Source organism: Longimicrobium sp. (assembly GCF_036399935.1).
Lineage (GTDB): Bacteria > Gemmatimonadota > Gemmatimonadetes > Longimicrobiales > Longimicrobiaceae > Longimicrobium.
In genome coordinates this window covers 1-19133 of the sequence record NZ_DASWMD010000019.1, presented here as the reverse complement: position 1 = coordinate 19133, position 19133 = coordinate 1, and the positions used below count along the sequence as shown (strand labels likewise).

Below are 19133 nucleotides of genomic sequence, written 5' to 3'. Positions count from 1 at the left end.
CGCCATAGCTTGTCATCCTGAGGCCCAGGCGCACCGCACCGTCCCACGGCACATCCGTCGCGGGCCGAAGGATCTGACCGCGGATGCATCTCAGCCCGGGCGCGGCAGCGGTCACCCGTGCAGAGGCCTCGACCGCGGTGTTTGTCCGGGCAAGGCAGGCGAGGTCCCGTGCACGTCGGACGATCCGGCGCAGTCCCCGGGTGGCCCCTCCCCCGGCCCCTCCCCGCATGCTGCGCATGCGGAGAGGGGAGAATTCGACCGCGCTCCGGCAGGTTCGGCGTGCGTGCGGTTGAAGCCCCGAACGGTGACGCGACAGCGGCGCCGTGTCGGGGCTTACCGCTTTCCGAGCGGCGGGTTCACCCGCTCTTGGGCGCTCCGGACTGGAGGGTGCTCGGCTGATTTACCGCGACGGGACCTCGCTATCCGAGGTACTCCGGCACGATCTCCCCCACCTCCACCACCCCGCCCCGCGGCTCGAACCTCCAGGCGCGCGCCGCGGGCCGGGAGGAGACGATCTTCGTCAGCACACCGTCGACGTAGTGCAGCCCCACGCCGTCCTCCGCGGCGAGCCCCGGATGTCCACTCTCGCGGACGAACGACCGGAACGCGTCCGGCCGGCGCGGGTCGCTGTCGTAGTGAGGGCAAAAGCTGCCCGGCAGAAACCCCAATCCATTCGTCAGCGGGTTCAGCCCGGGGCCGTAGGAGTCGGTAATCCCTCGCTCGAACCAGCACAACCCGCCCGCGCTCACCCCGCACGCGATCGTTCCGTTCGCCAGCACCCGTGGCAGCACCTCGGCCAATCCCTGCGCGCGCCACACCGCCAGCAGGTTGACCGTGTTTCCCCCGCCCACGTACAGCACGTCCTGCTCTGAAAGGAACGCATACAGGTCGTCCACCCCGCGGCTGAACAACGCCAGGTGCGACGGCTCGCAGCGTCTGTGGTCGAAGAGGGAATAGAACCGGTCGATCCACGCGGCCGAATCGCCGCTGGCCGTGGGGATCAGGCACACGCGCGGCCGCGAGCGCCGGCACAGCCCCAGCACGTAGTCGTCCAGCAGCGGATTGTCGGGCTCCATGGCAAACCCGCCGCCGCCGAACGCGACGATCTGGCCCTGAGTGAGAAGCGGCATCGATGGATGGAGAGTAGCAGGTGCGGCCGGCGCGGATCACCGGATAATGTCGGAAACAGTATGGCGAAGACGACAAGATACGCCTCCGCCACCCGGGCGAAAGCAGTGGCCCGCGGGGCGGCATCGCCGTTGCACTTTTCGGCACCCGACAGCCCGAGCGGGCGCGGGGGCAGCCGGCCCTTTCACGCGAGCTCGGGCGCCCGCGTGGTGGAGAAGAGATCGATGAAACTGCTGAAGATCCCGGCGCTCCTCTGCGCCTTGGCACTTGCAGCGTGCGACCGCAGCTCGACGAGCGTCGAGGACGTGAGGCCAGGTGAGTTCGAGGGCGACGTGTCGGGCGACGCGCGCGCCAGCCTGCGCGGCGAGGCCTACTCGGGCAGCTCGATCGGGGATTACCACGACCTGATCGTGCTGAACGACTTCGAGGAGGGCGCGGAAGTCGTGTTCCATCACACCGACGACGAGTTCGCACACGAAGGCTCCATCTCCATCCGCAACAACGTCGACCTGGAGTACGACAACGGGGTCGTCGCCCATATCGAGGTCAGGGGGCGGTTCTTCGTGGCGACCAGCGGCACCATGAACCTGCGCGACGTGACGGCCAACAACGTCGACGGCACGGCGCGGTTCCGGGCGGTGGAGCTGGACGAGTTCGACAGGCCGATTGCCGGAAGCGAAGTGGTCGTGGACGTGGCGTTCCGGGCCGACTACGCCGGCGCGGTCGAGTTCAACCTCTCTCCCGCGTTCAGCGCCGCCCGGGCTAAGGCCAACCGCTGACCCGGGTGGAAGTCCGGAAAAAGCGCCCCCGTCGCCAGGACGGGGGCGCTTCTCGTTCCGGGAGCGGCGGATCAGCCGGCGGCGGGGCGCGCGGGAACCATCACCAGGGCCTCGCCCTCCACCACCGCTTCGCCCTTCTGGTTCAGGACGGTGGTCGTAAGCCGCGCGCGCCGCTTGGGCAGCAGCTCGGCCACCTCCACCCGCGCCGTCACCGTGTCGCCGATGCGCACGGGCGCCGTAAAGCGAAGCGACTGCTCCAGGTAGATGGTGCCCGGCCCGGGAAGCCGCGTTCCCAGCACGGTAGAGATGAAGCTGGCGGACAGCATCCCATGCGCGATGCGCCCCCCGAACCGGCTCGCCGACGCCGCCACCTCGTCGATGTGCGCGGGATTGAGGTCGCCGGTGATCCCCGCGAACAGCACCACGTCCGTTTCCGTCACCGTCTTCCGGAACTCCGCCGTCTGCCCCACCACCACCTCGTCAGAATACATGCGCCGATCCCAGCGGAGAGAGAATCCCACGCGGCCCACGGCCGCGCCCTGATGATACCCCGTGAGACGAGCGGAATCAACGCACCGCGGACGCGCCACCCGACAGAGGCCACACAAAAGCAAGCCAGTCCGCGAAGGCGGCGCGAAGGCGGACTTCGTGTAGTCGTTGCAGCGAATTCATTCGCCCGTGCGGGATGCGCCCCAAGGCTGCCGAAGCGCCGGACGGGTGCGTCTCTGGCCCTCGTGTCGCTGCCGCGCCCGGGCTGAGATGCATCCGCGGCTGGATCCTTCGGCCCGCGCCGGATGTGCCGTGGGACGGTATGGTGCGCCTGGGCCTCAGGATGACAGGCTCGCAAGCGCGGACCAGAATAAGAGCCGAGCCCCGCGCCTCCCATGGGGGAAGCGCGGGGCTCGAATCCAAAGCGGACGGACGCGAGGTTACTTCGCGGCAGCCGCCGCGGTCACCGCGGCCTCGGGGCGCGTCACCAGCTCGATCAGCGCCGTCTCGGCACCGTCGCCCTTGCGCGAACCCGTCTTGAGGATGCGGGTGTAGCCACCCGCACGCTCCGAGAACACCGGGCCGATCTGGTCGAACAGGCGCACCAGGACGTCGCGGTCCTGGATGTGCCGCGCCGCCAGGCGCTTGCTGTGCAGATCGCCGCGCTTGGCCAGGGTGATCAGCTTCTCCGCGAACGGGCGAAGCTCCTTGGCCTTGGCGGTGGTCGTCTCGATGCGGCCGTGACGGAACAGGCTCATCGCCATGTTCCGAAGCAGCGCCTCCTTGTGCTCCGTCGTGCGGCCGAGCGCGCGGCCCTTCTTTCCGTGTCTCATCTTCCTCTACAGCTCCCCGGCGGGGCCGGCGTCGGCGCCCCCGATCTGCTCGTTGTCGTTGGCCTCGTCGCGAACCACCCACCAGAGCGTCCCCGCGTCGTCCTGCTCCAGCGAGCTGCCGAAGCGCAGGCCGTGGCCCGCCAGGAAGTCGCTGATCTCCTGCAGCGACTTCTTGCCGAAGTTGTCGATGGAAAGCATCTGCTGCTCTGTCCGCTGCACCAGGTCGCGGACCGTGTGGATGTTCTCCTTCTGCAGCGAGTTGCGGCTGCGGACGGAAAGCTCCGCCAGGTCCTCGATGGGACGGTTCAGCAGCTCCTGCAGGCGCGGCGGAATGGGCGCGCGCCCCGCCGGGACGGCGAACCCGGCGCCGCCGGTGTCGCCCCAGGTGCGGTCGGCGCGCCACTCGGGCGAGCCGCCGGCCAGGAACGCCAGGTGCTCGATGGCCAGGCGGGCGGAGTACTGCACCGCCGACGGCACGTCGATGGCGCCGTTGGTCTCCACTTCCAGCACCAGCCGGTCGAAGTCGGTGCGCTGGCCCACGCGCGTCTCCTCGACGACGAAGTTGGCGCGCGTCACCGGGTTGTAGATGGCGTCCACCCGCACCAGGTCCGCCGGCATGCCGCGCGGAATGGGGTGAGCCTCGGCCGGCACGTAGCCCCGGCCCTTGTTCACGTACAGCTCGAAGCGCAGGTCGCGGTCGTCCTGCAGCTCCAGGATGTGGTGGTCCAGGTTGATGACGTCCACCGACGGATGGCCGGTGATGTTTCGCGCCGTCACCCGCCCCGCCTTGTTGGCCCGCAGCTCCAGCACGGCCTCGTCGGCGCCCTCGTCCATCCGCAGCACCAGCGACTTCAGGTTGCGGATGATCTCGTGCACGTCCTCGACCACCCCCGGCACCGTCTGGTGCTCGTGGAGCACGCCGTCGGCGCGGAACGCCCACACCGCCGAGCCCCGAAGGCTCGAAAGCAGGATGCGGCGGATGGTGTTGCCCAGCGTGTGGCCGAAGCCGCGCTCCAGCGGGCGAAGAACGATCTGTCCCACCCGAGGCTGCTCGGGCGTGTTCGGCATCTGCAGGCCGGTAATATCGAGTTCCACTATGGTCCCCTCCCAGTGTGGGCAGGATGCGGGAAAACCCGGGCGGCGGAAGCGCGATCTGCGCTCCGCCACACGGGCCAGGTCCCTCGGCTTACTTGCTGTAGAGCTCGACGATGAGCTGCTCCTGCACCGCGAGCGGAATGTCCGCGCGCGTGGGGCGGGTCAGCATGCGGCCGGTGCGCGAGCCCTCGTCCACCGCCAGCCAGCCCACGTTGCTGGGCTTGGTCTTCGAAGCCAGCGACGCCTGCACGGGCAGGATGTCCTTGCTCTTCGGCGCGATGCGAACCTCGTCGCCCGGGTGCACCTGGGCGCTCGGAACGTCCAGCTTTCCGCCGTTCACCTGCACGTGGCCGTGACGGATGAGCTGCCGGGCCTCCTTGCGGGTGCTGCCGAAGCCCATGCGGTACACCACGTTGTCCAGACGGCTCTCCAGGGCCACCAGCAGGTTCTCGCCGGTGATGCCCGTCTGGTGGGCGGCCTTCTCGAACATGTTGCGGAACGGCTTCTCGGCCATCCCGTAAATGCGCTTCACCTTCTGCTTTTCACGCAGCTGGTGGGCGTACTCGGAGGTCTTCTTGCGGCGTCCGCCGCCCGACTGGCCGTGCTGGCCGGGGGCGTAGGGGCGGCGCTCGACGGGGCACTTGTCGGTGAAGCACTTGGTGCCCTTCAGGAACAGCTTCTGCCCCTCGCGGCGGCAAAGCCTGCACGAGGGTCCGGTGTAACGGGCCATGGATCAGTAACCGTTTCGGTTGTGTGTTTCGCGGCTTCGTCCCCCCGACGGTCGCGAGGGTTTACGCCTAGGTCCCGCACATGCCCGGCGCCAGGCGCCGGGCATGGTACCGCTGGATCAGACGCGGCGCTTCTTGGGCGGCCGGCAGCCGTTGTGCGGAATGGGCGTCACGTCGCGGATGCTGCGGATGCCCAGCCCCGAGGCGGCAAGCGCCTGGATGGCCGACTCGCGCCCGCTGCCGGGGCCCTGCACGTGCACGTGCACGCGCTTCACGCCCAGCTGCAGCGCCTCGCGAGCCGCCTGCTCGGCGGCCACGGTCGCGGCGAACGGGGTGCTCTTCTTGGAGCCCTTGAAGCCCGCCTTGCCGGCACTTCCCCACACGACCGAGTTGCCGGCCATGTCGGTGATGCTCACGATGGTGTTGTTGAACGTCGCCTTGATGTGGGCGACGCCCTCGCTCTCGACGTGGCGCTTGGTCTTGGGGCGCCCCGCGGTCTTCGGCTTGGCCATTCGGAATTCCTGTTTGGGGTGCGCGGCCTACCGCGCCTCCGGTACGTCTCCCCGCCGGCACGTCCGGCGGAGTGGTCATCGGCCCGGGCGCGCCGCCCAGGCCGATCATCCGTGAAGCGAACGCGCGGCGCCCGGCACGAAGGCCGGGCGCTGCACGATTACTTCTTGCCCGGCTTCTTCTTGCCGGCGATGGCCCGGCGCGGACCCTTCTTGGTGCGCGCGTTGGTGTGCGTGCGCTGCCCGCGAACCGGCAGCCCGCGGCGGTGCCGAAGCCCGCGATACGAGCCGATGTCCATCAGGCGCTTGATGTTCCGCGAAACTTCCGAGCGCAGCGCACCTTCCACGCGAATGTTCGCGTCGATGATGCGGCGCAGCTTGTTCACGTCCTCGTCGTTGAGGGCGTGCACGCGCGTGTCGGGGTTGATCCCCGCCTCGCCCAGGATGCGGCGCGACGTGGCGCGGCCGATCCCGAAGATGTACGTAAGGCCGATCTCGACGCGCTTTTCACGCGGCAGATCGACGCCTGCGATACGAGCCATCCTGCTGTTCTCCTGTCTGGCCGAGTCTGGGATTAGCCCTGGCGCTGCTTGTGCCGCGGGTTCTTCTTGCAGATGATGCGGATGACGCCCCGCCGCTTGATCACCTTGCAGTGCTCGCAGATCGGCTTCACGCTCGCGCGGACCTTCATGTTCGCCTCGCCTGTGTATCCTGAAAGAACGTAAGCCTGAGAACGTAACTGTATATGCGCAATTCCGCAAGCCCGAGAGGTACTTTGGTACTGTCCTACGCCGTGAGGATCCGCGGCCCGTCGGCCGTCACCGCCACGGTGTGCTCGAAGTGCGCCGACGCCTTGCGGTCGGCCGTCACCACGGTCCACCGGTCCGACAGCGTGCGCACCGTGGCCGTGCCCAGGTTGAACATGGGCTCGATGGCCAGCACCATCCCCTCCAGCAGCTTGAGGCCCTTGCCCCGCACGCCGAAGTTGGGCACCTGCGGCTCCTCGTGCGGCTGGCGGCCCACGCCGTGGCCCACCAGCTCGCGCACCACCCCGTACCCCGCCCCGTCGGCCACTTCCTGGATGGCCGCGCCCACGTCGCCCAGGCGGCGGCCCGGGCGCGCCTCGGCGATTCCCCGCGCCAGCGCCAGTTGCGTGAGCTCCAGCAGCTCCGCCACCGGATCGGCGATGGGCCCCACCGGAAGGGTGACCGCCGCGTCGGCGTAGAACCCCTCGAGCTTCACCCCGCAGTCCACGCTCACGATGTCGCCCTCGCGCAGCACCCGCCGCGACGACGGGATGCCATGCACCACCTCGTGGTTCACCGAGATGCACAGCGTGGCGGGAAAGCCGTACAGCCCCTTGAAGGCCGGTTCGGCCCCCGGGTGCGAGCGGATGAACGACTCCGCCCAGCGGTCCAGCTCCCCCGTGCTCACCCCGGGCGCGACCCGGGCGGGAATCGCCCGCCACAGGTCGGCCAGGATGGCCCCCGCGCGGGCGATGGTGTCGATCTCCGCCGCCGACTTGAGGTGGATCACCGCCCCAGCACCCCCAGGACGTCGGCCTGCACCGCGTCGATGGCGCGCGACCCGTCGAGGGTGTGGACGGGAACCCCGGCCTCGCGGTAGTGCTCCACCAGCGGGGCCGTGTTCTCGCGGTACACCTCCAGCCGGTGGCGCACCGTCTCCTCGCGGTCGTCGTCGCGCTGCACCACCCGGTCGGCCACGTCGGCCGGCGGAGGGTTGTGGTCCACGTGGTACACCACCCCCGTTTCCGGGTCGGTGCGGCGGCCGCTCATCCGCCGCACGATGGCGTCGTCGTCCACCTCCAGGTACACCACGGCGTCGATGCCGCGTCCCAGGTCCTCCAGCAGCCCGTCCAGCGCGCGGGCCTGGGCCACGTTGCGCGGATAGCCGTCGAAGATGGCGCCGCCCTTCGCGTCGCCGCGCGAAAGCCGCTCGCGCACGAGGCCGAGGACGATGTCGTCGGACACGAGCTTCCCCGCGTCCATCACGGCCTTGGCCTGCACCCCCAGCGGAGTGCCCTGGCGCACCGCGTCGCGAAGCATGTCGCCGGTGGCGATCTTGGGCGTGCCCAGCGATTCGGCGAGCAGGGCGCCCTGCGTGCCCTTGCCGGCGCCCGGGGCGCCCAGGAGAACGAGATCCATTCGGTCGGTTCCGGTACGGGTCGGTCGTTGAACGAGTTCCAAGTGCCGAGTGCCAAGTACCCGGTCACCCCGACCAGGCACTTGGCACTTGGACACTTGGTACCTTGCCGTTAGATGTACCGCTGCTGCCGCCCGCGGAACTTCACGCGGCCCTTCTTCATGAAGCCGTCGTAGCGGCGCAGCAGCAGGTGCTGCTGCATCTGCTGGACCGTGTCGAGCGCCACGCCCACTACGATCAGCAGGCCGGTGCCGCCCAGCACGCGGCTGAGCGTCGCCACGCCGAAGGCGCTCAGAACCGCCGACGGGATCAGCGCGATGGCGGCCAGGAACAGCGCCCCGGGCAGCGAGATGCGCGACATCACCGAGTCGATGTACTCGGCCGTGCGCGCACCCGGCTTTACCCCCGGCACGAACGCGCCCTGCTTCTTCAGGTTCTCGGCGATGTCCACGGGGTTGTAGATGATCGCCGTGTAGAAGTAGGTGAAGAACACGATCAGTACCGTGAACGCCAGGTAGTACGGCCACGTGTCGAGCGCGAACCACCCCGCCGCCGTGCGCGCCCACTCCGCCTGCGTGAACTGCTGCAGCGTGGCCGGCACGATCATGATCGACTGCGCGAAGATGATGGGCATCACTCCCGCCATGTTGATCCGCAGCGGGATGAACGACTTCTGCCCCTGCCGGATGCGCCCCCGCCCCATCACCTTCTGCGGGATCTGCACCGGGATCTTGCGCGCCGCCATGGTCACCGCCACGGTGCCGGCGATGGTGGCCAGCATCATGGCGATCAGCACGAAGATCGCGAAGATGTTCACCTGCCCCAGCCCCACCAGGCGGCCGGTTTCGTACAGCGCCGACGGCAGCGACTCCACGATCCCGAAGAAGATCAGCAGGCTCATGCCGTTGCCGATGCCCCGGTCGGTGATCTGCTCGCCCAGCCACATGATGAACACCGCGCCCGTGGTGAGCGTGAGGATCATCGTCAGCCGGAACGGAAAGCCCGGGTTGGTGACGGCCGCCGGCACCTGGGTCTCGATGAACATCGCGAACCCGTACGCCTGGAAGATCGCCAGCACCACGGTGGCGTACCGCGTGTACTGCGTGAGCTTCTTGCGTCCGTCCTCGCCCTCCTTCTGCATCTTCTCGACGGAGGGCACCACCGCCGCCAGCAGCTGGAACATGATGCTGGCGGAGATGTAGGGCATGATCCCTAAGGCGAACACCGTCGCGCGCGACAGGCCGCCCCCCACGAACATGTCGTAGATGCCGAAGGCGGTCCCCTGTAGCTGCCCCGCGTACTCACGCAGGGCAGGCACGTTGATCCAGGGCGCCGTGATGTGGGCCCCGATCCGGTAGATGAGCAGGCACATCAGGGTGAAGAGGATCTTGCTCTTCACCTCGGGAATGCGCCACAGGGCAACTACGGGGTTGGCCATTTCAGCCGATCTCCTGAACGGTTCCCCCCAGCGCCGCGATCTTGTCGCGGGCCGACTGGCTGAACTTGTGGGCCGAAATCTCGACCTTGCGGGTCAGGTCGCCCGTGCCCAGCACCTTCACCGGGCGGCCGGCGTGCCCGATCAGGCCGCGGTCCTTCAGGGTCTCGGGGGTGATGGGCCCCTCGCCCTCGAGCGTTTCCAGCTGGTACAGGTTCACCACCTGGTACTCCACGCGGTTCAGGCTGGTGAAGCCGCGCTTGGGCTGCTGGCGGTGGATGGGCATCTGGCCGCCCTCGTACCCGGGCTTGCCGCCGCCGGGGCCGTGGTGGCCGGCGCGCGCCTTGGAGCCCTTGTGCCCCTTGCCCGCCGTCTTGCCGGTGCCGGACCCGGTGCCGCGGCCCAGCCGCTTGGTATCGCGGTGCGACCCTTCGGGCCGCCGCATGTTGCTGAGGTCAGCCATTGTTCTCCTGCCCGTCCGTTTCCTCGACCTTCACGAGGTGCCGGACCTGAAAGATCATCCCGCGGATCGCGGCGTTGTCCTCCTGGATCACCGAGCGCTGGTGCCTGAGCCCCAGCGCCCGCAGCGTCCGGCGCTGCCCCTCGGGGGCGCCGGAGTAGCTCTTGGTCTGCGTGATCTTGAGCTTAGCCATGACGGCCGCCTCCGATCGCCTCGACGGGCACGCCGCGCTCCATCGCCAGCTGCTCGCGGGTGGTGAGACCCTGCAGCGCGTCGAGGGTGGCGAGCACCATGTTGAACGGGTTGTTGCTCCCCAGCGACTTGGTGAGGATGTCGTGCACCCCCACGCATTCCAGCACCGCGCGCACCGGTCCGCCGGCGATCACGCCGGTGCCGGGGGCCGCGGGGCGAAGGAGCACCCGGCCGGCGCCGTGCTCGCCCACGATGTCGTGGGGCACGGTGCCTTCGCGGATGGGCACCTTGACCATGGCGCGGCGCGCCGACTCCAGCGCCTTGCGCACGGCCTCGGACACCTCGTTGGCCTTGCCGGTGCCGATGCCGATCTTGCCGGCCTGGTCGCCCACCGCCACCAGCGCGGTGAAGCTGAAGCGGCGTCCGCCCTTCACCACCTTGGCCACGCGGTTGATGTGCACCACGTTTTCCTTGAACTCCGACTCGCGGGCCTGCCCGCCGCCGCGGCCGTCACGCTGGCCGCCGCCACGTCCGCCACGCCCGCCGCCGCCCTGGCCGCCGCGCTCGTCGCCGCCGCCCGGACCGCCGCGACCGCGGCCGCCGCCCTGGCCGCCGCCGAACCCGCCGCGGCCCTGGCCGCCGCCGAAGCCGCCGCCCGAGCGTCCGCCGCCGGAGCGCCCGCCGCCCGGACCACCGCCGCCCTGTCTGTTCTCAGCCATTCGTCTGCTCCCTTAGAACTCGAGGCCGCCCTCGCGGGCGCCCTCGGCGAAGGCCTTGACACGGCCGTGGTACAGGTAGCCGCCGCGGTCGAACACCACGTGCGTAACGCCCGCCTCGCGCGCCTTCTCGGCCAGCGCCTTGCCGGCCGCGTGGCTGGCTTCCGTCTTGGACATCCCCTCGCGCCTGCCGCGCAGGTCGGCGTCGAGCGTGCTCAGCCCCACCAGCGTGCGGCCGGCCACGTCGTCCACCACCTGTCCCTCGACGTTGTTGAGGGAGCGGTGCACCACGAGACGCGGGCGCTCGGCGGTGCCGTTCACCTTGCCGCGCACGCGGCGGTGGCGGCGGTCGCGGCGCTGCTCGCGCGTCTTGACCTTTCTCGTTCCAGACATTGGTTCCTCTGAAGTGACTATGCGATGATTCGCCGGTTCGGGGGCGGGGCGGCTTACTTGCCGCCCGCCTTGCCCGCCTTGCGGCGGATCACCTCGCCCTGGTACTTCACGCCCTTGCCCTTGTACGGCTCGGGCGGGCGCAGCGACCGGATCTCGGCCGCGACCTGCCCCACCACTTCCTTGTTGGTCCCGGAAACCTCGACCACGGTGGGGGTGGCCGCCCGCAGGGTGATGCCCTCGGGGGCCTTGTACTCGATCGGGTGGCTGTACCCCAGCGAGAGCGTCAGCCCGAAGGGCTTGGTCTCGGCGCGGTAGCCCACGCCCACGATCTCGAGCGTCTTGGTGAACCCGGTGGTCACCCCGTCGATCATGTTGGCCACCAGCGTGCGGCTGAGGCCGTGCAGCGCCCGGAAGCGCGGCTCGTCGGAGGGGCGCTCCACCAGGATCTCGCCGTCCTGCCGGCGCACGACCACGTCGGAGTGCAGGGTGCGCGAAAGCTCGCCCTTGGGGCCCTTCACGCGCACGGTGTTGCCATCGATCGTAACGTCCACGCCCGCGGGGACGGGGATCGGCCTTCTTCCAATTCGCGACATGTCGTCCCCCTTACCAGACGTAGGCGAGAACTTCGCCGCCCACCTTGGCCGCGCGGGCGTCGCGATCGGTCATCACGCCGCGCGAGGTGGAAAGCAGCGCCATCCCCAGCCCGTTGCGGACCCGGGGGATTTCCTCGACGCCCACGTACTTGCGCAGCCCCGGCTTGCTCACCCGGCGAAGCTCGCGGATGATGGGCCGGTCCTGGTAGTACTTCAGGTACAGCCGAAGCTGGCCGAAGCGGCCGTCGTCCAGGACCTTGTAGTCGTGGATGTAGTGGTTTTCCTTGAGAAGGCGCGCGACTTCCACCTTCAGCTTGGAGACCGGCATGTCCACCCGGCGGTGACGCGCCATCTGCGCGTTCCGGATGCGGGTGAGCATGTCGGCGATCGGATCGGTAAGCATGCTCGTTCAGCTCCTCTAGTATCCGCCGCGCGGTTCCGCGCGCCGGACTTGAAGGAAAGAGGTTTTTCAAAAAGGCGAAGCCCTAACGATAACCAGACGCGGGCACACCCGTCAACCGCTCGCGGGGAGCGGCCGATCGGGTGTGCCGTTGCGCCTGGCGCCCGCGGGCGCCGCCGGGGGTGCTACCAGCTGGCCTTGCGCACGCCGGGGATCTCGCCGCGCAGCGCCTGCTCGCGGAAGCAGATGCGGCACAGTCCGAACTTGCGCAGAAAGGCGCGGGGGCGTCCGCAGCGGTTGCACCGGTTGTAGCCACGCACGCCGTACTTGGGCTTGCGGTTGGTCTTTTCGATCAGGGCCTTGCGTGCCATCTCTGTTCCCTGGTTAGGCCGCGGCGGCGTTTACGATGACCGGGCTCTCGCCGCGGAAGGGCATCCCCAACTCGCGCAGCAGCGCCAGCGCCTGGTCGTCCTTGGTGGTGGACGTCACGATGGTGATGTCCATCCCGTGCACCTGGTCGACCTTGTCGTAGTCGATCTCCGGGAAGATCAGCTGCTCCTTGACGCCCATGGTGTAGTTGCCCCGTCCGTCGAACGAGCGCGTGCTCACCCCGCGGAAGTCGCGGATGCGCGGCATGGCCACGTTCACCAGCCGGTCCAGGAACTCCCACATCCGGTCGCGGCGCAGCGTCACCGACGCGCCCACCGGCTGGTTCTCGCGCAGGCCGAAGTTGCTGATGGCCTTCTTGGCCCGGGTGACCACGGCCTTCTGGCCGGTGATCTGCCCGATCTCGCCCACGACGCTCTCGAGCAGCTTGGGGTTCTTGCTGGCTTCGCCCAGCCCCACGTTGATCACGATCTTTTCCAGCCCCGGGATCTGCATGGGGCTGCTGAACCCGAAGTCCTGGTGCAGCTTGGGCCGGACCGACTCTTCGTAGTAGCGCTGGAGGCGCGGCTTCTCGTTCGCCATTGTCGTTCTTCTTTCGTTCCGTATCCCCCCGCGCCCGAGCGGCCGGGAGGGCGGTCACGAGTGTTCCGCCCGGCGAAGTGCCGGGCGGACCCTCAATCCGTCAAGGTCAGGCGCGCGGGATCACGCGGCCCGACTTGGCCGCCACGCGCTCGCGCCGGCCGTCCTCGCCCGCCTGGCTGCGGAGCCGCGTGGGCTCGCCGCTCGCCGGGTCCAGCAGCATGACGTTGCTGGCGTGGATGGGCGCCTCGAACTCCACGATGCCGCCCTCGGGGTTGGTCTGCGAAGGCTTCATGTGGCGCTTGCGCATGTTCAGCCCCTCGATGACCACGCGGTTCTTCTCGGGCTCCACGCGCAGGACGGTGCCCTGCTTCCCCTTGTTGGCGCCCGAGATCACCTGCACCGTGTCGCCCTTGCGGATCTTCAGCCCGGCCATCAGAGCACCTCCGGGGCCAGCGACACGATCTTCATGTAGCGCTTGTCGCGCAGCTCGCGGGCAACCGGCCCGAAGATGCGGGTGGCGCGGGGCTCGCCCGCGTCGTTGATGATGACCGCCGCGTTCTCGTCGAACCGGATGTACGAGCCATCCTTGCGGCGGACGTTACGGGTGGTCCGCACGACGACCGCCTTGGCGACGTCGCCCTTCTTGACGGTGCCGTCGGGGAGCGCGTCCTTCACGGCCACGACGATGCGGTCACCGACCGAGGCGTAGCGGCGCTTGGACCCGCCCAGCACGCGGATCACCAGCGCCTTCTTGGCGCCGGAGTTGTCCGCGATGCGAACGATGGATTCCTGCTGCAGCATGGTTCTGCTCTCCTAGTCCTCAGCGGGCCCGCTCGACGAGCTCCGAAACGCGCCAGCGCTTCAGCTTGCTCAGGGGGCGCGTTTCGGTGATGGTCACCACGTCGCCCGTGTGGTACTCGTTGTTCTCGTCGTGCGCGTGGTACTTCTTGGTGCGCGTCACCTGCTTGCCGTACAGCGGGTGCGAGTACCGGCGCTCCACCTTCACCACCACCGTCTTGTCCATCTTGTCGGACACGATGACGCCGGTGCGGGTCTTGCGGCGCCCGCGCTCTTCCTGCTGGCCCGCGGCCTGGGTGTTCTCGGCCATTTAGCGACCCTCCTTCAGGTCACGCTCGCGCTGCGCCGTCTTCAGGCGCGCGATGTCGCGGCGAATGGTGCGCAGCAGCGTGGGGTTTTCCAGCTGCTGGGTGGCGGAGCGGAAGCGCAGCCGGAACCGCTCTTCCTGGAGCTGCTCGATGCGCTCGGCGATCTCCTGGACCGTCAGCTCGCGGATCTCGGAACCCTTCACGCCTCACCTCCCTCGGCTGCGGCCTCGACGGGCGCCGCGGTCTTCTCGCGGACGATGAACTTGCACTTCACCGGGAGCTTGGCCGCGGCCAGCTCCATGGCGCGCTTGGCCACCTCGGGCGCCACGCCTTCCAGCTCGAACATGATGCGCCCGGGCTTGACCACGGCCACCCACGCCTCGGGGTTGCCCTTGCCCTTGCCCATGCGCACTTCGAGGGGCTTCTTGGTGATGGACTTGGCCGGGAAGATCCGGATCCACACCTTGCCGCCGCGCTTGATGTGGCGCGTCATGGCGATACGGGCGGCCTCGATGGTCCGGTTGGTGATCCAGCCGGGCTCCAGGGCCTGCAGGCCGTAGTCGCCGAACGCCACGTAGTTGCCGCGCGTGGCCTTGCCACGCATGCGGCCCTTCATCTGCTTGCGGTACTTGACTCTCTTGGGAGCGAGCATCTTGACGTCTCCTTACGCGTCGGTCGAGTAGGTCCGGCCGCGCCGGTTCTCAACCACTTCGCCCTTGAACACCCACACCTTCACGCCGATGGTGCCGTACGTGGTGCGGGCGGTGGACTGCGCGTAGTCGATGTCGGCGCGCAGCGTCTGGAGCGGAATCCGCCCCTCCTTGTAGCCCTCGGTGCGCGCGATCTCGGCGCCGTTCAGGCGGCCGGCCAGCTGCACCTTGATGCCCTCGGCACCGGCGCGCATGGCGTTCTGCACCGCGCGCTTCATGGCGCGGCGGAACGAGACGCGCTGGACCAGCTGGTGCGCGATGCTGTCGCCGATGAGCTGGGCGTCCACCTCGGGGCGCTTCACCTCTTCGACGTTGATCGCCACCTCGTTGCCCGGCGACAGGCGCGACAGCTCGTCACGGAGCTTGTCGACCTCGCTGCCACCCTTGCCGATCACCACGCCCGGACGGGCCGTGTGAAGGGTGACGATGGTCTTCCCCGGCTTGCGCTCGATCTCCACCTCGGAGATGCTGGCGTGGCCCAGGCGCTGGTGCAGGTACTTGCGGATGGTCTCGTCCTCGGCCAGCAGCTGCGGGAAGTTGCGCTCGGCGTACCAGCGCGACTTCCAGTTCGCCACGATCCCCAGTCGAAACCCTCTCGGATGTGTCTTCTGTCCCACGGCGTTACTCCTTGCGGTCGACGATGATCGTGACGTGGCTGGTTCGCTTCATGATCGGCGTCGCGCGCCCCATGGCGCGCGGGCTGAACCGCTTCAGCGTCCGGCCCTCGTCGACGTAGACCTCCCGGACCACAAGGTCGTCCACGTCGAGGAACGACCCGGCGGCCTCCGCCTTCTGGGTGGCGTTGGCCACCGCGGAGCGCAGGGTCTTCTCGACGGGCGTGGTGGCCGCCTTCTTCGAGAACTTCAGGATGGAGTAGGCCTCGTTTACACCGCGTCCGCGGATCAGGTCCACAACCATACGCATCTTGCGGGGGCTCATCCCCACGGAGCGGGCGATAGCGCGAGCTTCCATTTTTATGATCCTTTCTCGCGCTTAGCGCGCCTTGGCGCGCTTGTCGACCAGCTTGCCCCCGTGCCCCTTGAAGGTGCGGGTGGGGGCGAACTCGCCGAGCTTGTGCCCGACCATGTTCTCGGTGAGGTACACCGGGATGAACTTGTTGCCGTTGTGCACGGCCAGCGTGTGCCCGATGAATTCCGGGGTGATGGTCGAGGCGCGCGACCAGGTCTTCACGACCCGCTTCTCGCTGCGCTCGTTCATCCCGCGGACCTTCTTCAGGAGGCTCTCCTCTACGAAGGGCCCCTTCTTCAGACTCCTCGGCATTTCCGATGTCCTTCTTCGCTCTTAGTCCCGTTTCCCCCGGCGCCTGTGCCGGGGGCGGAGTCCACGTGCGGGGATGTCCCGCAGTGGTGGACGCGCCTGGGTGGTGAACTGCAGTGCGGGAGTGCGTTGGTGCGTGAGTGCGGAAGATCAACTCCCGCACTGACGCACTCACGCACTAACGCACTTTACTTCGTCGCCCGGCCGCGCTTGCGGCCGCGGACGATCAGACGGGTCGAGGCCTTCTTGTGCTTGCGCGTCTTGATGCCCTCGCCCTTGCCCCACGGCGACACCGGGGGGCGTCCGCCGGAGGTCTTGCCCTCGCCGCCGCCCATCGGGTGGTCGACGGGGTTCATGGCCACGCCGCGCACCTTGGGGCGCTTGCCCCGCCAGCGGTTGGCGCCCGCCTTGCCGATGGACTGCTTCTCGTGGTCGACGTTGCCCACCTGGCCCACGGTGGCCATGCACTCGCGGCGCACCAGACGCACCTCGGTGCTGGGCATGCGCAGCGTCACGTGCTCGCCTTCCTTGGCCACCACCTGCACGCCGGCGCCCGCCGAGCGGGCCATCTGCCCGCCCTTGCCGGCGCGGAGCTCCACGTTGTGCACCGTGGTGCCCAGCGGGATCTCGGCCAGCGGCAGCGCGTTGCCCACGCGGATGTCGGAGCCGGGCCCCTGCTCCACGCGGTCGCCGTCCTTGAGCCCGCGGGGGGCCAGGATGTAGCGGCGCTCGCCGTCCTCGTAGATCACCAGCGCGATGTTGGCGCTGCGGTTGGGATCGTACTCGATGCGCTCCACCTTGCCCGGGATGCCGGGCTTGTTGCGCTTGAAGTCGATCACCCGGTAGATCCGCTTGTGTCCGCCGCCGCGGCGGCGGCTGGTCACGTGGCCGTGGTGGTTGCGTCCACCCGACTTCGTGATGCTTTCGGTCAGGTTCTTCTCGGGGCGGCCCTGGTGGGTCACCTCGGCGAAGTCGCTGATGGCGCGAAAGCGCGTGCCGGCGGTCATGGGCCGGAACTGCTTGGTCGGCATGTTACACTCCCTCGAAGATCTCGATCGAGTCGCCCTCGACCAGCGTGACCACGGCCTTCTTCCAGGCGGCCTTGCGGCCCATGAACTTGCCCATGCGCTTTTCCTTGCCGGCATAGCGCATGGTGCGGACGGCCTTGACCTTCACGTTGAACTGCTTCTCGATCGCGCCGGCGATCTCGACCTTGTTGGCGTCGTTGGCCACCACGAAGCTGTACGCCCCGTGCTGGTCCAGCTGCTGGTGGCTCTTTTCGGTCACCAGCGGCTTGACGAGGATCTGACTGACGTTACGCATGTGCCACCTCCTCCTGGGCGCCGCGCGCCGCCTCGAGAGCTCCCTGCTCGATGATCACCTGGCGCGCCTTCATCACGTCGTACGGCGACGCCTGGGTGAAGGGGAGCACCTCGACGTTCTGCAGGTTGCGGAACGAGCGGAACACCGTTTCGCTGTTGCCGTGCGTGAGCACCAGCACGCGCTTGGCGTCGGCGACGCCCATGCGGCCCAGCAGCGACACCGCCTCGCGGGTCTTCGGCGCGTCGAAGCCGAAGCGCTTGATGACCGTGATCTCGCCGTTGTTGGCGCGCTGGTTGAACGCCGAGCGGCGGGCCAGCGCCTTGACCTTGCGCGGCACGTCCTGCTGGTACGAACGCGGGTGCGGACCGAAGACGATGCCGCCGCCGCGCCAGTGCGGCGCCCGCATGGTGCCCTGGCGGGCCCGGCCGGTGCCCTTCTGGCGCCACGGCTTGCGGTTGCCGCCCGAAACGTCGGCGCGCGTCTTGGTGCTGGCGTTGCCCTGGCGCTTGTTGGCCAGGTGCGCCTTGATCACCGCGTGGAGGACGGCCTCGTTGACGATGCCGTCGAAAAGCTCCTCGGGGAGCTGGAACGCCTCGCCCGGCTCGCCGGCGGCGTTGAAAAAGCGTGCAGTTGCCATGGTATCCGGGCTCCCTTTACTGGCGGGTGACGTACACGACGCCGTTGATCGGCCCCGGCACGGCACCACGCACGTACAGCAGGTTGCGCTCGGCGTCGATCTTGGCGACCAGCAGGTTGCGCACGGTCTGCTGCGCGTTGCCCATGTGGCCCGGCATGCGCTTGCCCTTGATCACGCGGGACGGGTTGGTGCCCGCGCCGATCGAGCCGGGGGCGCGGTGCACGCGGGTGGCGCCGTGCGAGGCGCGTCCGCCGCCAAAGCCGTGGCGCTTGACGACGCCCTGGAAGCCGCGGCCCTTGGTGACGCCCGTCACCTTGACGCGGATGCCGCGGGCGAAGCCGTCGACGGTGACGCTTTCGCCCACCGCCGGCGCCTGGTCGAAGCGGAACTCCTTGAGCACCGCCGGGGCGGCCTCGAGGCCGGCCTTGCTGGCGTGGCCCTTCTCGGCGCCGGTGGCGCGCGAGGCCTTCTTGGCACCGAAGCCGAGCTGAACGGCCGCGTAGCCATCCTTCTCGTCGGTGCGAACCTGCACGACGGGGCAGGGCCCCGCCTCGATGACGGTCACGGGCACGACGGCGCCGGACTCGTCGAAGATCTGGGTCATCCCCAGCTTGCGTCCGATGATTCCCGACATCTCGTCCTCCTCAGTCCACCTTGATCTCGACGTCCACCCCAGCCGGCAAGTCCAGCTTGGTGAGGGCGTCGACGGTCTGCGGGCGAGAATCGAGGATGTCGATGACACGCTTGTGCGTCTTCAGCTCGAACTGCTCGCGGCTCTTCTTGTCCACGTGCGGCGACCGCAGGACGGTCCACCGCTGGATCCGCGTGGGGAGCGGGATGGGGCCGCTGATGCGGGCGCCCGTCTTCTCCGCCGTGCGGACGATGTCGGCCGTGGTCTGATCGATCACCGCGTGATCGAAGCCCTTCAGCCGGATGCGAATCTTGCCTGCCATATCTTTCTGGAGGTCGGTTGACGGTTCCGTTACAGCCCGGGGTGCGGAAACACGGCATGCGGGAGCGTCGTGTGACGCCCCCGCTGCGCATCCGCCAACCGGCTCAGTCCAGGATTTCGGTGACGACGCCGGCGCCGACGGTGCGGCCGCCCTCGCGGATGGCGAAGCGAAGCTCCTTCTCCATCGCGATCGGCGTGATCAGCTCCACCGACATCTGCACGTTGTCGCCCGGCATCACCATCTC

The 19133-nt window shown here is 68.8% G+C and carries 33 protein-coding genes and 1 pseudogene; 1 reads left to right on the top strand and 33 read right to left on the bottom strand.

Translation table 11 applies throughout. The features are described 5' to 3' along the window. Window positions 1-419 precede the first annotated feature (419 nt). Window positions 420-1130 carry a peptidase E gene (locus tag VGB24_RS06950; RefSeq protein WP_331072215.1) on the bottom strand — a complete coding sequence of 237 codons (711 nt, stop codon included), beginning with the start codon at window positions 1128-1130 and terminating at the stop codon, window positions 420-422. Window positions 1131-1352: 222 nt separating this feature from the next. Between VGB24_RS06950 and VGB24_RS06945 the strand changes: the two genes are divergently transcribed. After that, window positions 1353-1907, top strand: a complete 555-nt coding sequence (locus tag VGB24_RS06945) for a hypothetical protein (RefSeq protein ID WP_331072214.1) — start codon at window positions 1353-1355, stop codon at window positions 1905-1907. Between the two features lie 71 nt (window positions 1908-1978). Here the strand turns inward: VGB24_RS06945 and VGB24_RS06940 are convergent, their stop codons facing one another. The 32 genes and pseudogenes from VGB24_RS06940 to tuf form a co-directional block, all read right to left on the bottom strand. Continuing rightward, complete coding sequence (locus tag VGB24_RS06940; RefSeq protein WP_331072213.1) at window positions 1979-2398, bottom strand: MaoC family dehydratase; 420 nt, start codon at window positions 2396-2398, stop codon at window positions 1979-1981. 438 nt (window positions 2399-2836) lie between these two features. Continuing rightward, window positions 2837-3229, bottom strand: a complete 393-nt coding sequence (gene rplQ, locus VGB24_RS06935) for a 50S ribosomal protein L17 (protein WP_331022430.1) — start codon at window positions 3227-3229, stop codon at window positions 2837-2839. Between the two features lie 6 nt (window positions 3230-3235). Next, a complete protein-coding gene (locus tag VGB24_RS06930) occupies window positions 3236-4324 on the bottom strand; it encodes a DNA-directed RNA polymerase subunit alpha (RefSeq protein WP_331072212.1) in 1089 nt (362 codons plus the stop codon). Window positions 4325-4415: 91 nt separating this feature from the next. After that, the gene (rpsD, locus tag VGB24_RS06925) at window positions 4416-5054 is read right to left on the bottom strand and encodes a 30S ribosomal protein S4 (RefSeq protein WP_331022428.1); all 639 of its coding nucleotides are present in this window, start codon (window positions 5052-5054) and stop codon (window positions 4416-4418) included. Between the two features lie 117 nt (window positions 5055-5171). Further along, window positions 5172-5564 carry a 30S ribosomal protein S11 gene (rpsK, locus tag VGB24_RS06920; RefSeq protein ID WP_331022427.1) on the bottom strand — a complete coding sequence of 131 codons (393 nt, stop codon included), beginning with the start codon at window positions 5562-5564 and terminating at the stop codon, window positions 5172-5174. Window positions 5565-5722: 158 nt separating this feature from the next. Next, window positions 5723-6103, bottom strand: a complete 381-nt coding sequence (rpsM, locus tag VGB24_RS06915; protein WP_331022426.1) for a 30S ribosomal protein S13 — start codon at window positions 6101-6103, stop codon at window positions 5723-5725. A 32-nt stretch (window positions 6104-6135) separates the two neighbouring features. Then, entirely contained in the window at window positions 6136-6252 is a 117-nt protein-coding gene (gene rpmJ / locus VGB24_RS06910) for a 50S ribosomal protein L36 (RefSeq protein ID WP_331022425.1), read from the bottom strand. Between the two features lie 95 nt (window positions 6253-6347). Then, window positions 6348-7097: a type I methionyl aminopeptidase gene (gene map, locus VGB24_RS06905; RefSeq protein WP_331072211.1), complete on the bottom strand. Its 750-nt coding sequence runs from the start codon at window positions 7095-7097 to the stop codon at window positions 6348-6350. Further along, entirely contained in the window at window positions 7094-7726 is a 633-nt protein-coding gene (locus VGB24_RS06900; RefSeq protein ID WP_331072210.1) for an adenylate kinase, read from the bottom strand. Before VGB24_RS06900 ends, map begins: the two co-directional genes overlap by 4 nt. Before the next feature lie 110 nt (window positions 7727-7836). Beyond that, a complete protein-coding gene (secY, locus tag VGB24_RS06895) occupies window positions 7837-9162 on the bottom strand; it encodes a preprotein translocase subunit SecY (protein ID WP_331072209.1) in 1326 nt (441 codons plus the stop codon). A 1-nt stretch (window position 9163) separates the two neighbouring features. Next, on the bottom strand, window positions 9164-9622 hold the full coding sequence (rplO, locus tag VGB24_RS06890) for a 50S ribosomal protein L15 (RefSeq protein WP_331072208.1): 459 nt from the start codon (window positions 9620-9622) through the stop codon (window positions 9164-9166). Beyond that, entirely contained in the window at window positions 9615-9812 is a 198-nt protein-coding gene (rpmD, locus tag VGB24_RS06885) for a 50S ribosomal protein L30 (RefSeq protein WP_331072207.1), read from the bottom strand. Before rpmD ends, rplO begins: the two co-directional genes overlap by 8 nt. Beyond that, window positions 9805-10530 (bottom strand): 30S ribosomal protein S5, encoded by a 726-nt coding sequence (gene rpsE, locus VGB24_RS06880; RefSeq protein ID WP_349263898.1) that lies wholly within the window; start codon window positions 10528-10530, stop codon window positions 9805-9807. Before rpsE ends, rpmD begins: the two co-directional genes overlap by 8 nt. A 12-nt stretch (window positions 10531-10542) precedes the next feature. Then, the gene (gene rplR, locus VGB24_RS06875) at window positions 10543-10920 is read right to left on the bottom strand and encodes a 50S ribosomal protein L18 (RefSeq protein WP_331072206.1); all 378 of its coding nucleotides are present in this window, start codon (window positions 10918-10920) and stop codon (window positions 10543-10545) included. Between the two features lie 53 nt (window positions 10921-10973). Then, window positions 10974-11513: a 50S ribosomal protein L6 gene (gene rplF / locus VGB24_RS06870; protein ID WP_331072205.1), complete on the bottom strand. Its 540-nt coding sequence runs from the start codon at window positions 11511-11513 to the stop codon at window positions 10974-10976. A gap of 10 nt (window positions 11514-11523) precedes the next feature. Next, entirely contained in the window at window positions 11524-11916 is a 393-nt protein-coding gene (gene rpsH, locus VGB24_RS06865) for a 30S ribosomal protein S8 (protein WP_331022417.1), read from the bottom strand. A gap of 182 nt (window positions 11917-12098) precedes the next feature. After that, the gene (locus VGB24_RS06860; RefSeq protein ID WP_331072204.1) at window positions 12099-12284 is read right to left on the bottom strand and encodes a type Z 30S ribosomal protein S14; all 186 of its coding nucleotides are present in this window, start codon (window positions 12282-12284) and stop codon (window positions 12099-12101) included. A gap of 13 nt (window positions 12285-12297) precedes the next feature. Then, window positions 12298-12882 carry a 50S ribosomal protein L5 gene (gene rplE, locus VGB24_RS06855; protein ID WP_331022415.1) on the bottom strand — a complete coding sequence of 195 codons (585 nt, stop codon included), beginning with the start codon at window positions 12880-12882 and terminating at the stop codon, window positions 12298-12300. A 106-nt stretch (window positions 12883-12988) separates the two neighbouring features. Beyond that, on the bottom strand, window positions 12989-13306 hold the full coding sequence (gene rplX / locus VGB24_RS06850; protein ID WP_331022431.1) for a 50S ribosomal protein L24: 318 nt from the start codon (window positions 13304-13306) through the stop codon (window positions 12989-12991). Window positions 13307-13314: 8 nt separating this feature from the next. Then, a complete protein-coding gene (rplN, locus tag VGB24_RS06845; RefSeq protein ID WP_331022414.1) occupies window positions 13315-13683 on the bottom strand; it encodes a 50S ribosomal protein L14 in 369 nt (122 codons plus the stop codon). A 19-nt stretch (window positions 13684-13702) separates the two neighbouring features. Continuing rightward, a complete protein-coding gene (gene rpsQ, locus VGB24_RS06840; protein ID WP_331072203.1) occupies window positions 13703-13990 on the bottom strand; it encodes a 30S ribosomal protein S17 in 288 nt (95 codons plus the stop codon). Next, a complete protein-coding gene (gene rpmC, locus VGB24_RS06835; RefSeq protein WP_331022412.1) occupies window positions 13991-14191 on the bottom strand; it encodes a 50S ribosomal protein L29 in 201 nt (66 codons plus the stop codon). Further along, on the bottom strand, window positions 14188-14640 hold the full coding sequence (gene rplP / locus VGB24_RS06830) for a 50S ribosomal protein L16 (RefSeq protein ID WP_331022411.1): 453 nt from the start codon (window positions 14638-14640) through the stop codon (window positions 14188-14190). Before rplP ends, rpmC begins: the two co-directional genes overlap by 4 nt. Window positions 14641-14652: 12 nt before the next feature. Then, window positions 14653-15315, bottom strand: coding sequence for a 30S ribosomal protein S3 (gene rpsC, locus VGB24_RS06825; RefSeq protein ID WP_331022410.1), 663 nt, complete (start codon window positions 15313-15315; stop codon window positions 14653-14655). Between the two features lie 4 nt (window positions 15316-15319). Continuing rightward, window positions 15320-15670 (bottom strand): 50S ribosomal protein L22, encoded by a 351-nt coding sequence (gene rplV, locus VGB24_RS06820; RefSeq protein WP_331022409.1) that lies wholly within the window; start codon window positions 15668-15670, stop codon window positions 15320-15322. A gap of 21 nt (window positions 15671-15691) precedes the next feature. Then, on the bottom strand, window positions 15692-15979 hold the full coding sequence (rpsS, locus tag VGB24_RS06815) for a 30S ribosomal protein S19 (protein ID WP_331022408.1): 288 nt from the start codon (window positions 15977-15979) through the stop codon (window positions 15692-15694). 185 nt (window positions 15980-16164) lie between these two features. Then, window positions 16165-17007: a 50S ribosomal protein L2 gene (gene rplB / locus VGB24_RS06810; RefSeq protein ID WP_331022407.1), complete on the bottom strand. Its 843-nt coding sequence runs from the start codon at window positions 17005-17007 to the stop codon at window positions 16165-16167. 1 nt (window position 17008) lies between these two features. Further along, a complete protein-coding gene (gene rplW, locus VGB24_RS06805) occupies window positions 17009-17299 on the bottom strand; it encodes a 50S ribosomal protein L23 (protein ID WP_331022406.1) in 291 nt (96 codons plus the stop codon). Continuing rightward, entirely contained in the window at window positions 17292-17936 is a 645-nt protein-coding gene (rplD, locus tag VGB24_RS06800; protein WP_331072202.1) for a 50S ribosomal protein L4, read from the bottom strand. The genes rplW and rplD overlap by 8 nt, the downstream gene beginning before the upstream one ends. A 16-nt stretch (window positions 17937-17952) precedes the next feature. Continuing rightward, window positions 17953-18570 (bottom strand): 50S ribosomal protein L3, encoded by a 618-nt coding sequence (gene rplC / locus VGB24_RS06795; protein WP_331022404.1) that lies wholly within the window; start codon window positions 18568-18570, stop codon window positions 17953-17955. A gap of 10 nt (window positions 18571-18580) precedes the next feature. Continuing rightward, window positions 18581-18889: a 30S ribosomal protein S10 gene (gene rpsJ / locus VGB24_RS06790; protein ID WP_331022403.1), complete on the bottom strand. Its 309-nt coding sequence runs from the start codon at window positions 18887-18889 to the stop codon at window positions 18581-18583. Window positions 18890-18992: 103 nt separating this feature from the next. Beyond that, window positions 18993-19133, bottom strand: a pseudogene (tuf, locus tag VGB24_RS06785) (elongation factor Tu); the annotation flags it as partial.

Excerpts from the sequence above, each read along its gene's own strand:
- VGB24_RS06950 (WP_331072215.1), bottom strand. The coding sequence starts at position 1,130 with ATGCCGCTTCTCACTCAGGGCCAGATCGTCGCGTTCGGCGGCGGCGGG.
- VGB24_RS06945 (WP_331072214.1), top strand. The coding sequence starts at position 1,353 with ATGAAACTGCTGAAGATCCCGGCGCTCCTCTGCGCCTTGGCACTTGCA.
- VGB24_RS06940 (WP_331072213.1), bottom strand. The coding sequence starts at position 2,398 with ATGTATTCTGACGAGGTGGTGGTGGGGCAGACGGCGGAGTTCCGGAAG.
- rplQ (WP_331022430.1), bottom strand. The coding sequence starts at position 3,229 with ATGAGACACGGAAAGAAGGGCCGCGCGCTCGGCCGCACGACGGAGCAC.
- rpsD (WP_331022428.1), bottom strand. The coding sequence starts at position 5,054 with ATGGCCCGTTACACCGGACCCTCGTGCAGGCTTTGCCGCCGCGAGGGG.
- rpsK (WP_331022427.1), bottom strand. The coding sequence starts at position 5,564 with ATGGCCAAGCCGAAGACCGCGGGGCGCCCCAAGACCAAGCGCCACGTC.
- rpsM (WP_331022426.1), bottom strand. The coding sequence starts at position 6,103 with ATGGCTCGTATCGCAGGCGTCGATCTGCCGCGTGAAAAGCGCGTCGAG.
- rpmJ (WP_331022425.1), bottom strand. The coding sequence starts at position 6,252 with ATGAAGGTCCGCGCGAGCGTGAAGCCGATCTGCGAGCACTGCAAGGTG.
- VGB24_RS06900 (WP_331072210.1), bottom strand. The coding sequence starts at position 7,726 with ATGGATCTCGTTCTCCTGGGCGCCCCGGGCGCCGGCAAGGGCACGCAG.
- secY (WP_331072209.1), bottom strand. The coding sequence starts at position 9,162 with ATGGCCAACCCCGTAGTTGCCCTGTGGCGCATTCCCGAGGTGAAGAGC.
- rplO (WP_331072208.1), bottom strand. The coding sequence starts at position 9,622 with ATGGCTGACCTCAGCAACATGCGGCGGCCCGAAGGGTCGCACCGCGAT.
- rpmD (WP_331072207.1), bottom strand. The coding sequence starts at position 9,812 with ATGGCTAAGCTCAAGATCACGCAGACCAAGAGCTACTCCGGCGCCCCC.
- rpsE (WP_349263898.1), bottom strand. The coding sequence starts at position 10,530 with ATGGCTGAGAACAGACAGGGCGGCGGTGGTCCGGGCGGCGGGCGCTCC.
- rplR (WP_331072206.1), bottom strand. The coding sequence starts at position 10,920 with ATGTCTGGAACGAGAAAGGTCAAGACGCGCGAGCAGCGCCGCGACCGC.
- rplF (WP_331072205.1), bottom strand. The coding sequence starts at position 11,513 with ATGTCGCGAATTGGAAGAAGGCCGATCCCCGTCCCCGCGGGCGTGGAC.
- rpsH (WP_331022417.1), bottom strand. The coding sequence starts at position 11,916 with ATGCTTACCGATCCGATCGCCGACATGCTCACCCGCATCCGGAACGCG.
- VGB24_RS06860 (WP_331072204.1), bottom strand. The coding sequence starts at position 12,284 with ATGGCACGCAAGGCCCTGATCGAAAAGACCAACCGCAAGCCCAAGTAC.
- rplE (WP_331022415.1), bottom strand. The coding sequence starts at position 12,882 with ATGGCGAACGAGAAGCCGCGCCTCCAGCGCTACTACGAAGAGTCGGTC.
- rplN (WP_331022414.1), bottom strand. The coding sequence starts at position 13,683 with ATGCTGCAGCAGGAATCCATCGTTCGCATCGCGGACAACTCCGGCGCC.
- rpsQ (WP_331072203.1), bottom strand. The coding sequence starts at position 13,990 with ATGGCCGAGAACACCCAGGCCGCGGGCCAGCAGGAAGAGCGCGGGCGC.
- rplP (WP_331022411.1), bottom strand. The coding sequence starts at position 14,640 with ATGCTCGCTCCCAAGAGAGTCAAGTACCGCAAGCAGATGAAGGGCCGC.
- rplV (WP_331022409.1), bottom strand. The coding sequence starts at position 15,670 with ATGGAAGCTCGCGCTATCGCCCGCTCCGTGGGGATGAGCCCCCGCAAG.
- rpsS (WP_331022408.1), bottom strand. The coding sequence starts at position 15,979 with ATGCCGAGGAGTCTGAAGAAGGGGCCCTTCGTAGAGGAGAGCCTCCTG.
- rplB (WP_331022407.1), bottom strand. The coding sequence starts at position 17,007 with ATGCCGACCAAGCAGTTCCGGCCCATGACCGCCGGCACGCGCTTTCGC.
- rplW (WP_331022406.1), bottom strand. The coding sequence starts at position 17,299 with ATGCGTAACGTCAGTCAGATCCTCGTCAAGCCGCTGGTGACCGAAAAG.
- rplD (WP_331072202.1), bottom strand. The coding sequence starts at position 17,936 with ATGGCAACTGCACGCTTTTTCAACGCCGCCGGCGAGCCGGGCGAGGCG.
- rplC (WP_331022404.1), bottom strand. The coding sequence starts at position 18,570 with ATGTCGGGAATCATCGGACGCAAGCTGGGGATGACCCAGATCTTCGAC.
- rpsJ (WP_331022403.1), bottom strand. The coding sequence starts at position 18,889 with ATGGCAGGCAAGATTCGCATCCGGCTGAAGGGCTTCGATCACGCGGTG.